Annotated in this window: 18 protein-coding genes; 11 read left to right on the forward strand and 7 right to left on the reverse strand. The window is 51.2% G+C overall.

Going from position 1 to position 15,565, the window contains the following annotated elements; translation table 11 throughout:
• Window position 1: 1 nt before the first annotated feature.
• On the forward strand, window positions 2–628 hold the full coding sequence (locus ACFFJP_RS16930) for a hypothetical protein (protein WP_377246900.1): 627 nt from the start codon (window positions 2–4) through the stop codon (window positions 626–628).
• 14 nt (window positions 629–642) lie between these two features.
• On the opposite strand, the gene yfbV is transcribed toward ACFFJP_RS16930, so the two are convergent.
• Entirely contained in the window at window positions 643–1,092 is a 450-nt protein-coding gene (gene yfbV / locus ACFFJP_RS16935; protein WP_377246903.1) for a terminus macrodomain insulation protein YfbV, read from the reverse strand.
• A 516-nt stretch (window positions 1,093–1,608) separates the two neighbouring features.
• On the opposite strand from yfbV, the gene ACFFJP_RS16940 reads away from it, so the two are divergent.
• The 5 genes from ACFFJP_RS16940 to ACFFJP_RS16960 are packed head-to-tail and all read left to right on the forward strand — an operon-like array spanning window position 1,609 to window position 4,604.
• Window positions 1,609–2,130: a PTS glucose transporter subunit IIA gene (locus ACFFJP_RS16940; protein WP_377246906.1), complete on the forward strand. Its 522-nt coding sequence runs from the start codon at window positions 1,609–1,611 to the stop codon at window positions 2,128–2,130.
• Window positions 2,131–2,160: 30 nt separating this feature from the next.
• Window positions 2,161–2,523: an ArsC family reductase gene (locus ACFFJP_RS16945; RefSeq protein WP_377246909.1), complete on the forward strand. Its 363-nt coding sequence runs from the start codon at window positions 2,161–2,163 to the stop codon at window positions 2,521–2,523.
• An 8-nt stretch (window positions 2,524–2,531) separates the two neighbouring features.
• Window positions 2,532–3,668, forward strand: a complete 1,137-nt coding sequence (gene dapE, locus ACFFJP_RS16950) for a succinyl-diaminopimelate desuccinylase (RefSeq protein WP_377246912.1) — start codon at window positions 2,532–2,534, stop codon at window positions 3,666–3,668.
• On the forward strand, window positions 3,650–4,345 hold the full coding sequence (locus ACFFJP_RS16955) for a M15 family metallopeptidase (protein WP_377246915.1): 696 nt from the start codon (window positions 3,650–3,652) through the stop codon (window positions 4,343–4,345). Before dapE ends, ACFFJP_RS16955 begins: the two co-directional genes overlap by 19 nt.
• Window positions 4,338–4,604, forward strand: coding sequence for a hypothetical protein (locus ACFFJP_RS16960; protein ID WP_377246918.1), 267 nt, complete (start codon window positions 4,338–4,340; stop codon window positions 4,602–4,604). The genes ACFFJP_RS16955 and ACFFJP_RS16960 overlap by 8 nt, the downstream gene beginning before the upstream one ends.
• A 42-nt stretch (window positions 4,605–4,646) precedes the next feature.
• Here the strand turns inward: ACFFJP_RS16960 and yejK are convergent, their stop codons facing one another.
• A complete protein-coding gene (yejK, locus tag ACFFJP_RS16965; RefSeq protein ID WP_377246921.1) occupies window positions 4,647–5,684 on the reverse strand; it encodes a nucleoid-associated protein YejK in 1,038 nt (345 codons plus the stop codon).
• A 69-nt stretch (window positions 5,685–5,753) separates the two neighbouring features.
• On the opposite strand from yejK, the gene ACFFJP_RS16970 reads away from it, so the two are divergent.
• From ACFFJP_RS16970 to ACFFJP_RS16990, 5 genes are all read left to right on the forward strand, one after another.
• Window positions 5,754–5,978, forward strand: coding sequence for a YejL family protein (locus tag ACFFJP_RS16970; protein ID WP_377246924.1), 225 nt, complete (start codon window positions 5,754–5,756; stop codon window positions 5,976–5,978).
• A 40-nt stretch (window positions 5,979–6,018) separates the two neighbouring features.
• Window positions 6,019–7,503, forward strand: a complete 1,485-nt coding sequence (locus ACFFJP_RS16975; RefSeq protein ID WP_377246927.1) for a DUF3413 domain-containing protein — start codon at window positions 6,019–6,021, stop codon at window positions 7,501–7,503.
• 113 nt (window positions 7,504–7,616) lie between these two features.
• Window positions 7,617–7,814 carry a DUF2061 domain-containing protein gene (locus tag ACFFJP_RS16980; protein WP_377246930.1) on the forward strand — a complete coding sequence of 66 codons (198 nt, stop codon included), beginning with the start codon at window positions 7,617–7,619 and terminating at the stop codon, window positions 7,812–7,814.
• Between the two features lie 59 nt (window positions 7,815–7,873).
• Window positions 7,874–8,443, forward strand: coding sequence for a YaeQ family protein (locus ACFFJP_RS16985; RefSeq protein ID WP_377246933.1), 570 nt, complete (start codon window positions 7,874–7,876; stop codon window positions 8,441–8,443).
• On the forward strand, window positions 8,443–9,267 hold the full coding sequence (locus ACFFJP_RS16990) for a CvfB family protein (RefSeq protein ID WP_377246936.1): 825 nt from the start codon (window positions 8,443–8,445) through the stop codon (window positions 9,265–9,267). Before ACFFJP_RS16985 ends, ACFFJP_RS16990 begins: the two co-directional genes overlap by 1 nt.
• Window positions 9,268–9,310: 43 nt before the next feature.
• Here ACFFJP_RS16990 and ACFFJP_RS16995 read toward each other — a convergent pair whose 3' ends face one another.
• From ACFFJP_RS16995 to ACFFJP_RS17015, 5 genes are all read right to left on the reverse strand, one after another.
• On the reverse strand, window positions 9,311–11,719 hold the full coding sequence (locus ACFFJP_RS16995) for a bifunctional diguanylate cyclase/phosphodiesterase (protein WP_377246939.1): 2,409 nt from the start codon (window positions 11,717–11,719) through the stop codon (window positions 9,311–9,313).
• 92 nt (window positions 11,720–11,811) lie between these two features.
• Window positions 11,812–13,056, reverse strand: a complete 1,245-nt coding sequence (locus tag ACFFJP_RS17000) for a class I SAM-dependent methyltransferase (protein ID WP_377246942.1) — start codon at window positions 13,054–13,056, stop codon at window positions 11,812–11,814.
• Window positions 13,053–13,811 (reverse strand): DUF1365 domain-containing protein, encoded by a 759-nt coding sequence (locus ACFFJP_RS17005; RefSeq protein ID WP_377246945.1) that lies wholly within the window; start codon window positions 13,809–13,811, stop codon window positions 13,053–13,055. Before ACFFJP_RS17005 ends, ACFFJP_RS17000 begins: the two co-directional genes overlap by 4 nt.
• The gene (locus tag ACFFJP_RS17010) at window positions 13,811–15,064 is read right to left on the reverse strand and encodes an NAD(P)/FAD-dependent oxidoreductase (RefSeq protein WP_377246948.1); all 1,254 of its coding nucleotides are present in this window, start codon (window positions 15,062–15,064) and stop codon (window positions 13,811–13,813) included. The genes ACFFJP_RS17005 and ACFFJP_RS17010 overlap by 1 nt, the downstream gene beginning before the upstream one ends.
• 40 nt (window positions 15,065–15,104) lie before the next feature.
• Window positions 15,105–15,554: a nuclear transport factor 2 family protein gene (locus tag ACFFJP_RS17015; protein ID WP_377246951.1), complete on the reverse strand. Its 450-nt coding sequence runs from the start codon at window positions 15,552–15,554 to the stop codon at window positions 15,105–15,107.
• Window positions 15,555–15,565 lie beyond the last annotated feature (11 nt).

Here is a 15,565-nt window from a genome sequence, read left to right on the forward strand (position 1 = left end):
GATGAGCTGGTTTATTGGTATTCTGGCATTGCTGTACTATCTGGTATCAGATCGGAAGGTTCTGCCATTGCTGCGCCAGCCATTGATCCAGGCGCTGTTCGTCGGCGCAGTGCTGGTGTTATCAGTATTGTGGCAGCTCAAAGCACAGTTACCTAACTTACCTGCTTTGCATTTTCTCGGCATTACTACTGTCACGCTGGTTTTGGGCTTACGCCTGACGTTATTGGTGATCCCGTTGGCACTGCTACTGCCGCAAATCGCGGCCTACATGGCCGGTCAGCCCGGGCTGGTCGTTGAAATAGAAATCTTACACTGGACAGCCCTTTGCCTGGTCGCACTACAAAGCTACTGCTGCTATCTGCTGGTGAGCAGGCTATTGCCGGCACATCTGTTTGTGTCGATATTTGTCAGTAGTTTTTTAAATAGTCTGCTCGGTGCACTGTGCTTTGTGGCCTGTCTGGCGGTGGGGTATTTTGCTGTACTTGGGCTCGGAACTGACACACAGCCAAGCGAGTTTTTGCTGGTGATGCCGTTGCTGGCAATGCCGGAAGCATTATTGAACGGCATGGCAATGACTTTGTTGCTGGTATACCGGCCGCATTGGGTGGCGGCCTTCCGGCAGGAGTGAGAGCTCTGACGCCGTCAGAGCCAATGCCGGAAAAATGCTTTATCGAGCTGGCGGAATGCCGATTGCAAAACGGTAGCCAAGTCAGCATAACTGGGTTTGCCGGTGGCCGCCTGTGGCACCTGCACACCCGCTTGTTGCATCTGGCTGCGGATATCCTGATACCAATGACTGATTGCTGGTGGCAATACGGTCTGGGCGCGCAGCCCGAGCCAGTAATAACCTTGTAAAGGCAACGCCAGCAAAAACAAACCACAAGACAGCGCCGACCACAGATAGCTACTGCCAAAATACTGTAACTGCACGCACACCGACAGCACGGCCAGCGGCGGCATCCACATCTTCAATAGCAGGGTCAGGCGGATCATCCGGTTCTCCGGAAATAAGCCATTTAACTCCTGCAACAGGGGCCAGGTGTTGCTGTAATGCACACCCATTTGCAACGTACTGCGGACATCTGTGCGCATCGCAGGACTCCGGAAATAAAGCATCTGAAGCAACACTAGCATAAATGGGGACTGCCAGCCTATGCTCTGGCGAAAAAAGCCTGATCCCGCGGCAGACACTGACTGCACAGTTGAAAGAAAATCGCGCATAAATAGCGACATTGAATGAAAACATACATTTTCAGGCCTTTGATTGCATTCATCACAGTGTCATCAAATAACAAATTTTGTGCCATTCAGTATTCTTGTTATATTTCATGCAGATAACAAAGATAAACAGAACAACCCACAAAGTTATCCACAGAATCTGTGGACAACCTGACTGTAATCAAATCGCCGGATCCAGCGCTTTCATTTGTAAAATGACATGATAAAACCAGCATTTCAGCGAAAAATCACTGTTAAACCGCTATTTTCACTCATTACCGAGTAACAGCTCTCGATAACAAATCTAGCGGCGAGTTTTTTTCATTTGAGCCTGCAGCAGGGCGAAGGACTTTGGTACTATCAGGGCATCGGATCCTAGGATTGATATTCATGACATCGGCATTTAGCAAACTGACATTGCATACTGACCAGCCTCCGGCGCGCGGGTTTGAGATCCGCAGTCCGGTCAGTGGCCAGGTTAGTGCGCCAGATGACAACGCTGGTTCAGTATACCGCTCTGGGTTATTGCCGGATGCTGTCCAGATCCAGCTGCAAGGCCAGCAACTGGTTGCACCATTCGCCGGAGCCGTCAGCCGGCTGGATATGGGCGGCAGCCGGATTATTCTGCACCATCCACAAGGTTTAAAACTGGAGATCTGCTTTCCCGATGCCTGTCAGCAACAGACCATGGGCTTTCACTGGCTGGTGGCAGATCGCAGTAAAATACAGGCCGGTCAGCCGCTACTTCAGTTTGATCCGTCGCGCTTGCAGCGCTGGAGTAGTCCGCTGACCTGTCTGGTTTCTATTGTAGAACACCCTAAAATCCAACGTTTGCACAGCAGAACCGGTTTTGTTGCGGCCGGACAAGACCCGTTATTCTGGCTTGAACTGAAAAGTGCACCAGCCAATTAGTTTGTTAATTTTCAGGAGTTTTTCACTGTGATGTCCGTTGTTCACCATGACATTAAAATTTATGGCATTAAAAATTGCGACACGATGAAAAAAGCACGTAGCTATCTAGCAGAGCAACAGATCGCAGCCCATTTTCACGATTACCGCACTGATGGCGTACCTACTACCGAGCTGCAACAAGCTATCGCGTTGCTCGGCTGGGAAAAACTGATTAACCAGCGCGGTACCACCTGGCGGGGCTTAACCGAAGCCGACAAACAAATCAGCGATGCCGCGGCAGCGCTGGCGCTGATGCAACGCCATCCTGCGGTGATCAAACGCCCGTTGTTGCAACGCGGCGATCAATTTCTGGTTGGTTTTGATGCCAGCCAATATCAGCAATTCTGCCTCTGAGATCTGTTATGTCTGAAAAATCTGCCGTACTTCACCTGACTGAAGAACTGATCCGCCGCCCTTCTGTCACGCCGCTGGATGAGGGTTGCCAGCAGTTAATGGCTGATCGCCTGAGTGCGCTCGGTTTTGATATCGAATCGATGTTTTTCGAAGATACGTTAAACCTGTGGGCGCGTCGCGGCCAAGGTAAACCACTGTTTTGTTTTGCCGGCCATACCGATGTAGTGCCTACCGGACCATTAGAGCAATGGGACAGCCCGCCATTTGAACCGGAAATTCGCGATGGTCTGTTATATGGCCGCGGCACTGCCGATATGAAAGGCAGTCTGGCGGCAATGATTGTGGCGACCGAACGCTTTCTGGCCAAAAAACCACAGCTAACCGGTGACATCGCCTTTTTAATCACCAGCGACGAAGAAGGCCCTTTTATCAATGGCACCAAAAGAGTCATTGAAACATTAGAGGCCCGGCAGGAAAAAATCAGCTGGTGTCTGGTGGGTGAACCTTCCAGTACCCACCAAGTTGGCGATGTGATTAAAAACGGCCGGCGCGGCAGTCTGACAGGCTACCTGAAAGTCAAAGGTGTACAGGGACACGTGGCCTACCCACATTTAGTCGATAACCCAATCCACAAAGCAGCCCCTGCGCTGGCGGCGCTGAGCACTGAAGTGTGGGACCATGGCAATGCCTTTTTTCCGGCGACCAGCTTTCAAATCTCGAATATTCATGCCGGAACCGGTGCAACCAACGTAGTCCCCGGTGAGCTCAGCCTGACCTTTAACTTCCGCTACAGTACAGAAGTCACCGCTGAACAACTGCAGCAACGGGTACTGGCTTTGTTGGACCAGCATCAGCTGAACTACGACATCGACTGGGTACTCAATGGCTTACCGTTTTTAACCGACCGCGGTCCGCTGGTTGAGGCGGCAGCAAAAGCTGTGCGTCAGGTACAGGGTTTCGAAACATCCCTCGAAACCACCGGGGGTACGTCGGATGGCCGCTTTATCGCCCCGACCGGCGCGCAGGTGGTTGAACTTGGCCCCTGCAATGGCACTATTCATAAAATCAACGAACATGTGCGGGTGGCAGATCTCGACCTCCTGACCGACATGTACGAGGCCATCCTGTGGCATCTGCTGACCTAACCGCGCTGCAACTGACCGGTATCGACGCGCCGCCTTTGTTAGAAGTGGAGCCGGGCCGGTTGTTGCAACCTGTTGTCGCAGCTGCCTACCAGGCGATGCAACAAGCGGCAGCGGCTGCGGGTATCGAGCTACGCATCGCCTCCGGCTGGCGTGATTTTTCGCGCCAGCAGGCGATTGTCAAAGCGAAATTAAACGGTGAACGTCCGGTGTACGATGCAGCGCAGCAGCCGGTGACACTTGCCGGACTTTCGCCTGCCGCACAAATTGAAGCCGTCATGTTATATTCTGCCTTACCAGGTGCCAGTCGCCACCATTGGGGCACGGATCTGGATGTGTGGGATCAGGCGGCGGTGCCAGCTGATTATGTGTTGCAGTTGACGCCAGCCGAGTATGCTGCTGGTGGCCCCTTTGCAGCTTTATCCGAATGGCTCAGTCAGCACGCAGGACAATTCGGTTTTTTTCGTCCCTACCGCACTTTTCGTGGCGGCGTGGCAGTAGAACCCTGGCATTTGAGTTATCGGCCGCTGGCCAGCGTGTACTTGCACCAACTCAGCTTGCCGATACTGCAGGCGGCCATTTTACGTAGCGAATTACCGGCGCGTGAGGCGATCTGTGCCCTGCTGCCAACGCTATTCCAACGTTATATCTGCAATATTGATGGAGAAGAAGATGTCTGATTTATGGCTGATGATCGCGCTGGTTGTAGCGCTGTTAGTGGGCAATTTATGGCTGCTCAAACGCAATAGCAAACAACCTTTACCCCGCAAAAGCACAGTAAGTCGCCCAGTTCAATCGGCGCAAACTGCTGCAGCAGTGCAAACCAGCCCTGTTATTGCAACAACACAAGAGAAATCCAACAGTGATGTGCCGGCGGCGAAACCCGCCAGCGATGTTCCCGGACATTCAGCCGCTGACAATGCCGGCGGTGCAGATTAAGCACTGCTTCAACATCTCAACAGCGCTGAAGCAGTGGCGCTGTTATTCGCCTTTTTTGTCGAAACTGGAATAACCGCGGATAAACTTCTGCAACTGGTCGCGCAGGTTTGGTGGCGTGCCTTTGATGATCAGGACATCGCGTTCCGCATCATACTGCACACGCTCACCAAGTAGCTTTTGTTCAAAGCTCAGGCTAAGTCCGGCGCCGGCGCCTGAAAACTTCACCAGTGTCTTTAGCTCTTTGACATCAACCGGAAACTCTTCGGCTACGGCAATATCCTGTTCCTGGCAATAACGGATAAAAGCGTTGTCATCAGAGCTATCGACGGTAGCGGATAATTCATCCAGCCGCACATCCTGACCTTGTTTGGCCCGCTCTTCACAATATTGATAGACTTGCTTACGTACATCGTGTTTTTCGCCGGCGTCATAATCCGATGCACTTAAATATTCTTCCACTGACGCCAACACCACTTTGCTGCTGGCCTTGGGGTCGACGCCTTCAGCGGCACCGAGAAAATCGAGGAAAAAATCCGCCACTTTGCGTCCGGCGCGGCCACGGATAAACGAGATGTATTTACCCTGCTCCGGCGAACTGGCAAGTTCGGTTAAATCAATCCGCGCAGCCAGCTGCATCCGGGCAATATCCAGATGCTTACTACTAGCGAGCTGTAAATCGGACGTCAGACTGAAATGTTCTTTACTGCCGAGCAAGGCAACAAACAAATATTCGTTTGCCAGATAACGGTAATGACACAACATCAGATAACCGGTTTCCGGGATCTGGTGCTTGGTCAATTCCACGACTAACGCTGCCGTGGCGTGTTCAGCCAGACTCAGGAATGGCTTTTCGCCGTGTTGCCATTGCCCAAGCGGTTCCAACATTTGTTCAACTTTGTCACTGCTGAAACTGGCATAACCTTTCGCCGGTTTGCCGTTATAGGCTAAATGCAGTTGTTCCAATAACAACGCGACATGAGGGGTGATACTCAATAACTCTTGACGGAAATGCGCGGTCAGCTGCGCTGACTCATTGGCTTCAATGAAATTAATCGCCAGAGCGTGGACATCAACAGACATAAATTTTCCTGTTTAACCGAATTCTGTTACCATTCTACCTGTTTTGCAGATTTCAATTCAGAGTAATTCATGCCGATCCAGTCCAAGTACAGCAACGCCCAAATTGAAAATGTCGTCAACCTTTTACTGGAAACTTTGCGGCAGCAACAGGCCAATACCGAACTGAGCCTGATGTGCCTCGGCAATACCATCAGTCACATCATCCACACCCATGTGCCGAAAGACCGGCAGCAAGAAGTCGCGAAGTCTTTCGCACAGGTGCTGGTCGATTCAGTGGCCGGAAAGTCGCACTGATCTTATGGTACTTGAGCAGGACCTTTCACTGGTAAATAAAGTGAACCGGCTTTTGCGCTGGGGTCATTGGTTTACCTTTTTTAATGTCTTGCTGGCGTTGCCGGTCACCTTAAGTTTTTTTCTGGCCGACCCGCTGCCGCCTGATACTATCGGTTGGATTTATCTGGCGCTAAATTGGCTGGGCCACACCGCTTTTATCTGTTTGTTGTTTTTTATCGTGACCATTTTCCCGGTCAGCCTGTTATTTCCGTCCCAACGCCACGTACGTGGCGTCGCTGCATTGCTGGCCAGTATTGGCCTGGTCGTGCTGATTTTTGACGCTTATGTCTATCACAGTCTGGGTTATCACGCTGGCAGTGCCTCCTTCGACCAAACCGTCGATTTGTTGCGCCAGCAAGTAGTCACTAATCTGCGCAATTTTGTTTTAATCACCGCCTCTGTTGGTTTGTTGTTGTTAGCGCTTGAACTGGTCCTGAGTAATTTTTGCTGGAAAAAAATTGAGCGGCTCAAACGCTCCGGGATCGGCGCCCCAGCTTTGTTAACGTTGCTCGGCAGCTTTGTCTGCAGCCACTTCTTACATATCTGGGGTGATGCGATGGAAGTGACCAGCATCACAAGACAAGACAATACCCTGCCGCTGAGTTATCCGGCGACTGCACGAACCGTACTGAACCGCTATCAAATCATCAGCAGACAAAATAACGAACAGCAGCCGCAAAGCTGGCTGCAACAGGCACTGGCAACACCTCAACCGGTGCAACTGTCCTGCAGTGCCGCACCACAAGCTGCACCTATCGATGTCTGGCTAGTGAATAAAATTGATGATGAACTGTTGCAACTGCTGCAGTTACAAAATTTCAAGACGTTACCCCAACACCTGGCGCCTCGTGATCAGGCGCTTGGACTGAGTAACTTATTACACGGTCAGCTCGCCCCGGCGCTGCCGAGCACGGCACCATCCTGGTGGAACAATCTGCCTGCTGGCTTTCTGCAAATCGATGCCGACGCCAGCTGGAGCACACAGCTGCCCTGGCTCGCCAGCCAAAGCACAACAACGGCCGCCGTGCGCATTCATCTGCAACAAGATCCGGCACTGCTGCTGGCACAGTTAAAACAGCGTCCGGCAGCTCAACAACTGATGGTGATTGAAATTGCTGCACAAGGCGATCGTTTTGCATTGGGGCCAGCTCAGGTCTGGTATCACTGGCCGGAACTGCGCCAGCAACGTTTTAGTCAGGTCAGTCAGCATCTCGATTTGATGCCGACATTGCTCGCTTACGCCGGTTGTTTTAATCAACATCCGTGGATTGGCGAAAACTGGTTAGCAGCCAGCCAAAACGCCAAACTGAATGTGATCGGTAATGAACTCTATGCATTTCGTAAAGACAAAATGCTGCTGGTCAAAGAAGATGGCCAATACAGCGTCTGGTCGGCCGGTACTTTTGTCGCACTGGAGCAAAAACCGGATTTACCGTTACTGACCGATGCTTTGAACCGACTAACTATTACTACAACAGTGCGCTGAGATCCTCATCGCTTTTTTCGAACCATACAGTCTTTTTTATTCGTTTCACATTGATGGTGCCGCCTCATATGCTGGTGTGAATTTCAGCCAGGCCACGAAGCCAGGAGCACATCATGTTAAAAACCTTCAGCTTCACCCTGATGCATTTCACAATCGCGTTTACGGTCGCCTATCTGCTCACCGGAGACATTATGGTCGGTGGTCTGGTCGCTATGGTCGAACCGGCCGTCAACACTGTCGGTTATATTATTCACGAGAAAATCTGGACCCGGTTACAACAGGCAGAAAAACCACAGTTTCTGCGTGCATAAGTCGCGGGGCGGGCAAAAAAACGTTACACTGGCGCCCCGTTTTTTCTCTGGTGTGATCCATGGCACTCAAAGCCACCATCTACAAAACCGAGCTCGCGATTGCCGATATGACGCGGCATTATTATCAGACGCACAGTCTGACCCTAGCGCAACATCCATCTGAAACCCTTGAACGGATGATGCTGCGACTGGTCGCGTTTACCCTTTGTGCACATGAGCGACTGATCTTCGGCAAGGGTATCTCTGAAGATGCTGAGCCCGATCTGTGGCAACACGACTACGGCGGCAACATCGAACTGTGGATAGAACTGGGTCTACCGGAAGACAAATTACTACGCCGTGCCGCGCATCGCGCACATCAGGGCATGGTATTGGCGTATGGCGGCACTGTGGTCGATAAATGGTGGAAAGACGCGCAGAAAACTGCCCGGGAACTGCCGAACCTGACCGTCGTCGCTATTGATGCGGCCGAATCGCAAGCGCTGACTAACTTGTGCCAACGCACGATGCAACTACAATGTACCATTCAGGAAGGCCAGCTCTGGTTCGCTGACTCAACTCATTCTGTGGTGCTCAATCCACGCCTGCTGCAGCAGAGCAATCCACCACTGTTTCAACTGGAGTCCTAATGTTTCTTGGAAAAATAAACCGCCTGGTGATTAAACGTCGCGTCGAATTTGGTGTGTATCTGGATGGCAAAGAATGGGGTGACATTCTACTGCCTAAACGCTATGTGCCACTGACCGCAGATATTGGCAGCAGCGTCGACGTCTTTTTATACCTCGATTCAGAAGACCAACTGATCGCTACAACAGAAAAAGCCTTGATCAAAGTCGGTGAAGTGGCGCAAATGCGCGTAGTTGCGGTGAATAAAGTCGGCGCTTTCTTAAACTGGGGTTTGAAAAAAGACTTGTTAGTGCCTTTTGCTGAGCAGACGGTGCCGATGCAACAAGATTTCAGCTATCTGGTGTATTGTTTTGTTGATAAAAGTAACCGCATTGTCGCATCGAGCAAACTCGACAAATTTATCGGTAAAACCACACCAGTACTCAATAGTGGCGATGAGGTATCGATTGTTGTTGCCGAACCTACCGACCTGGGTTTTAAAGTCGTGGTGAACAACGAGCACTGGGGTTTATTATATAAAGATCAGGTGTTTAAACAGCTGCGCCGTGGGTATCAATGCAAGGCCTATGTCAACAAACTACGCAGCGACGGCAAAATCGACCTGTTGCTCGATAAACCTGGTTATGGCAAAACTTTGGATTTGACCGGACAAATTCTGCAAAAGCTGGAAGCGAATGAAGGCGTGCTGATGCTGTCAGATAAAAGCTCACCGGAAGCCATTTCTGCATTGTTTGGCGTCAGTAAAAAAGTCTATAAACAAGCCATTGGCGCCTTGTTTAAGGCCGGCAAGATTGAGATCAGCGAGACACAAATCAAGCTGAAATAACACCTGCCGACAGTCCCGCTGCTTTGCAGCGGGATCAGTCAGATCAGCGTAACCACTCCACCGCCTGCCGCGCCGGCAGCGCAGCAGCAAACCAATAGCCCTGACCGCTGTCACAACCCAGATCCGCCAGAATTTTACGTTGCAGGCTGTTTTCAATGCCTTCGGCAATCACTGATAACTTCAGCGTCTTTGCCAGCGCGATGATGGTGTTCACCACGGCATTTTCCTGAATACGTGGCCGGATCCCGGCAATAAAACTACGATCTATTTTCAGCACATCTAGCTGGAATTCGTGCAAATAACTGAGGCTGGAATAACCGGTACCAAAGTCGTCGAGGAAGACCCGCAGCCCGGCGGCGCGTAGCTGCGCTATGGTAGTTTTTGCCTGCTCAATTTTGTCGATCAAGGCCCGCTCGGTGATTTCGATCGCCAGATAATGTGCCGGAACCTGACTTTCTGCCAGCAGCTGCAGCACAGCATCAGCAAAATCAGCACGGGAAAAACTGCGGCCGGAAATATTCACGCTGACATAAAACGGTGTCGCGTAGTTTTGCCACCAGACATTAATTTGCGCAACTGCCTGGCGCACCACATACAGGTCTATCGCGCCGAGCAAGCCTAATTCTTCCGCCAGTGGGATAAAATCGTTCGGCGGCACAAAACCGCGCACCGGATGCTGCCAGCGGATCAAAGCTTCGAACCCCACTGTACTATCACTGGCCAGGTCAACCACCGGCTGATAATGCAGTTCGAATTGTTGTTGCTCCAGCGCCGTCTGGATCTCCATCTCCAGTTGATAGTGCTGCACAGCACGCTGGTCCATCTCGTCGGAGAAAAAGCGGTAGACGCCGCGGCCGTCCTGTTTGGCCTGATACATCGCAATGTCAGCGCGGCGGATCAGCTCGTCGGTGTCATCGATATTGGTGTGAATATTGGCCAGCGCCACGCCAATACTGACTGACGTCTGCAGTTTATGTTGTTTCAGCAGTACCGACTGACTCAGCTGGTGCCCAATGCGTTGCATCACTTCTGCCACGTCGGTTTCGGTATGCACATCATCGAGCAATATGGCAAATTCGTCGCCACCAAGGCGTGCCAGCGTATCGTGCTGACGCAGACACTTTTTCAGCAGCTGCGCCACTGCCACCAGAAACTCATCGCCGACCTGGTGGCCAAGCGTATCGTTGACCATTTTAAACCGATCCAAATCCAGATAAGCCACAGCAACCACATGATCCGGATAGCGCCGGCGACGTTTGAACCCCTGCCGCACCCGGTCCAGAAATAACAACCGGTTTGGCAGGTTCGTCAGAGCGTCGTGTAAAGCCTGATGCAACAGCCGTTGCTGGACAAAGACGCGTTCCAGCGCGCTACAGATATGCTGGCTGACAAACAGCAGCAAATCGAGATCGGTTTGCTGGTAATTACGTTGCACATCATAACTCTGCACAACCACAACGCCCTGCACGTTGTCTTCCGACTTAAACGGTACCCCTAACCAATATTCCGGCTGCTCGCCATAAGTTTTCAGCACTTGCTGCTGGTCTAATTGCACCAGCATGGCTTTATCGGCCAATAGTGGTTTATCAGTGCGGAACACATAGCCGGTCAGACTGTGATTAAGAATCTCTTTTGGATAGAACTGGTCAGGACTGATATGTTCGCGCGAGTCGGCAAAATAAGGAAAATGTAAAACTTCCTGCTCGGTATCGAACAAGGCAATAAAGAAGTTTTCGGCATAAATCAGCGAATTCACATTGTGATGCAGTTGCTGATAAAACTGTGCTGGGTGTTCGCCGTCATAGTGTAAAGACGCAATATTAAATAATACTTTTTGCAATCGGCTGGCATATTCGAGCTGTGCGACCGACTGTTGGATCCGGTTCAGCCCCTGCAGTTGCTCAAGTTTGCGACCCAGTACTTCAGCCACTTGTTCCAGTAGCGGGCTGGCGCCGGCAAAAAAACTGTGCTGCGGATGTTCGCAGTCGAGTACGGCCAGTAACTGGCCTTCCGACAGCACCGGCACGGCCAACTCACAAGAATAGCGATTTTGACCAGGCAGATAACGAGCATCTGTTGTTGTATCGGCCACATAGACCGTCTGCATTTGCCGCGCACATGCAGCTACCAGACTATCACTTTGTTGGATTTTTATATTTGGCACTGCTTTGTCGCAAGCCCGCAAGCCGCAGGCCGCGACGCGTTGCAATGAGGAACCATCGGCGGATAGCAGAAATAAACTACAATCGCTAAATGCCAGCGCTTGGCTGACCTGTTCAACCACACGCTGGTACACCACAGTATCAGCAGTCACTGTATGAAGTTCCAATGCCAGCCGGTTCAACGCCTGTAGCGCTTTCACTTCACGGCGTAACTGGCTGACCTCAGACTGATCGGCCTGTTCTGCTAATAACGCTGCATTATCTTGGAGCTGATGACGAGCAGGATCCATGCAAGCTGTTTTCCGTTAACTTTTTGAAAGTTATCGCAGTTATAGCACAGAGGTCGATTTTAAGTAAATTGCAAAGCCGTGATCTGAGCAGGTCAGACCGCGGCTTTAAAACCGGGTTTACTCAGCACTAAATGCACCGTACTGGTCGCCCGCTCCAAAAATCCACCTTCGCAATAACACAAATAAAACTGCCACATGCGGATAAACCGGGCGTCGTAACCCAGTGCCAGCACTTGATCTTTTTGCTGCTCAAAACGCTGATGCCAGTCCGCAAGGGTCCTCGCGTAATCCAGACCAATATCGCTTAAATGGCGGATCACCAAATCTGTCCCCTGACAAACAGCACTTGCCATTTTGGTCACCGACGGCAAAAAACCACCGGGAAAAATAAATTTCTGAATAAAATCAACTTCTTTACTGTAGTGTTCAAAGCGTTGGTCAGCGATAGTGATCGCCTGCAACACCATCAACCCCTCTGGTTTTAGCAAGCTGCTGCATTTGGCAAAATAAGAATCGAGATACTCTTTGCCTACCGCTTCTATCATTTCTACCGATACTAATTTGTCGTACTGGCCCGTTAACAACCGATAATCCTCAAACAACAACGTGATCTTGTCGCCAAGGCCCGCAGCGGCGATGCGCTCTGCGGCATAGTCATGCTGTTCACGTGAAATGGTGGTTGTGGTGACTTTACAGCCGTAATGCGTCGCTGCAAAAATTGCCAAACTGCCCCAGCCAGTACCGATTTCCAGCAAATGATCACCGGGTTGCAGCTGCAGCTTGTCACATAACAGACGTAATTTATGTTGTTGCGCCTGCTCGAGCGTGCTGTCTGCGTCTGGATAGACTGCACTGGAGTACATCATGCTGTCATCGAGAAATAAGCGGTACAGCGAGTTGCCCAAGTCATAGTGCGCGGCGATGTTTTTACGCGACTGCCCTAAGGTATTGCGGTTCTTCCAGTCGAGCAATTTCAGCGCTGGTTTGCTTAAACGCGCCCAGGCGCTTTCCAGCGAATCAAGCAAGGCCATATTGCGGGCAAAAATCCGTACCAGAGCTGTCAGTTGATCGGTATGCCACCACCCATCCATATAAGCTTCGCCAGCCCCCACTGAGCCGCCAAACACCAGTCGCTGGTAAAACCGCGGATCCCGCACTTCAAGCCGGACCCGCAGATCGGCGTGTGCATCGCCGAGGATTAATTCATCTTTGTGGTCGATCAGTTCAATACAACCGTGTTGTAAACCCGCCAGATATCCCTGTACCAGACGACGACAAATCCTGTCGAGTAAACCCGCTTCGGCAACAGTGCCAGATTGACTCAGCGCTAACGTCATACCGATTGATCCTTTGGCTTTTGATGTGAATAAAATGGTAGGCCTTTACACAATAGTATCAGTGCCTGCCAATAAATGCGTATGACAACCTGTACGTTTTGCCATGGCTGACGGATCAGCATATTTCGGATGTTGTCCGCATCCAACGGCTCACGTATCAGCCGGAACCAGGCGGAAAACACCTTATTTCCTTGTCGGCTGTTCTGCAACAACAGGTTAAATTGCGCTTCCGGCGCATCTATCCGCCAGTGATATTGCATATCCAGCGGATTAAACGGCGAGACATGGAAATTTTTGGCGTGACTAAACTCAGTCACACCAGTTTGGCTCAGGGGCACCAGATAATGATGACGCTGATTCCACGGCGTATTACTGACTTCGGCCAGCAAATAACGCGGTTGTCCCTGCTGATACAGATAATACTGCGTTAACGGGCTGAAGTAGACCCCCCAGTTCGCCAATGGCGTCAATAAAAACACTTGGTCAATCAAGCTGATATCAGCACCCAATTGGGCGGCACGAGCCAATGCAGCTTCGGCTAAATCGTCGATACTGGCCACTGCTGCACAGCCTTTGAAATAGTCCCGGCGGCGCAATGAAAAAGCGCCAAAGGACTCGCGGCGGATCTGCAACGGCAATTCAGCGAGTGCACGCAAGTCCAGCCAAAAATATTGGATATCGTAATGCAGCCCATGCGGTTTCGGTTGAAGCCGCTGATGGCCCACCTGTCCGCGATAGATCGCATGAGTCGACATCAAAACTTAACCCCAAGCAGAGCGGCAACGTCCACAGCACTACGCACACCGTCTTCGTGGAAACCGTTGTACCAATAGGCGCCACAGAAATAACTGCGATTCTGGCCGTTGATTTCCGCGCGTCGCGCCTGCGATTGCATAGTACTGTTGTTGTAAACCGGATGAGCATAAGTAAACCGGCGCAAAATGTGTTCCGGCGCTATTTTGCCTGAAGCATTCAGGCTAACGACAAAAGTATGGTCGCTACTAATCCCCTGAAGCATATTCATGTTGTAGCTGAGAGTCGCTTGTTTAGCGGCGTCTGCGCCAAGTAAATAATTCCAAGCGGCCCACGCGGCTTTGCGCTTCGGCAACAGACGGATGTCAGTATGCAGCACGACATCGTTATCCTGATAGGCGATCCCGCCTAAAACCTGTTGCTCCGCAGGCGTTGCATCGGCCAGCATTTTCAACGCCTGATCGCTGTGACAGGCGAATACCACCTGATCAAAATGTTCCGTGCTGCCGTCGGCCAATGCAATTTCGACCGAATCGTCAAACCGCCGGACTTGCGCTACCGGGCTATTGAGCCGGATCCCATCATTGCCACATTTGCCCAGCATCGCTTTGACATACTGGCGCGAGCCGCCTTTAATCACGGCCCATTGTGGCCGGTCGTTGATGTTAAGCAGACCATGATTGTTGCAAAATTGCAGAAAAAACCGCAGCGGGAACTCTGGCATCGCGGTTAGACCTGCTGACCAAATTGCAGCACCCATCGGCAGCAAATACTTGTCGCGCATGTCAGCGCCAAGTTGATGCTTTTGCAAAAACGCATCGATGGGCAAATCTAAATCGGCGCTATTCTCCGCCACAGCCTGCTTGGCAATTTTATTGAAGCGCACGATGTCGCCCAGCATGCGCCAAAACGATGGACGCAATAAATTGCGCTTTTGCGCAAACAAGCTCCACAGGTTATTGCCGTTATATTCAAAGTCGGCAGCGCGGTCCGTTACAGCAAAGCTCATCGTGGTATGTTGGAATGGCACTTCCAGCTCAGCGATAAAGCGGTTAAATAGTGGATAGGTCCAGTTGTTAAACACGATAAAGCCGGTATCGACCGCATACTCACGGCCGCCAACAGTGACATCTACAGTGGCAGTGTGACCGCCTAAATACGCACCCGCTTCAAACAACGTTACCTGATGCTGTCGTCTGAGCAGATACCAACTCATCATGCCGGCGATACCACCGCCAATAACCGCTATACGCATGTACATTCCTTGAAAAAAACCTGGGAAAGAAAAAGAAGCGTCAGGCCTCTGCCATCCGGCTGCGGACTTTGCCAGTCAGCCAACCAATCACGGGTAAATGTTGATAAACCATTTGAGTGAGATCGTAATAGTCGCGGTGGCGCACAATCTTACCCTCTGAGTTGTAGGTCAGCTCAGTAGTGCCATCCACCACGATCAGCTCGCCAGCTCCTATCGCAGAGTGACGAAAACGCATTTGCCAGCTGACAAAGCCCCAGTGCGGTCCGACACCGTGCGCGCCCATATCAAACTCGCATTGCTGTAGATTCTGGTACGCATGGGAAAAGTACTGCTCAAGCGCCACAAGCCCGGAGATCTGATGCACAGGGTCAATAAACTCGACATTGTCAGCATACAAATCCCGTAAGGTCGCGAGATTGGAAAAATTCAGCTGATTGTAAAATTCAACAAAAAGCGCCAGCCGTTGAAAGGCTTCGGGCTGAGGCTCCATAACATTTGATG

Origin of the sequence: Rheinheimera tilapiae (assembly GCF_042432165.1) — a bacterium.
GTDB lineage: Bacteria > Pseudomonadota > Gammaproteobacteria > Enterobacterales > Alteromonadaceae > Pararheinheimera > Pararheinheimera tilapiae.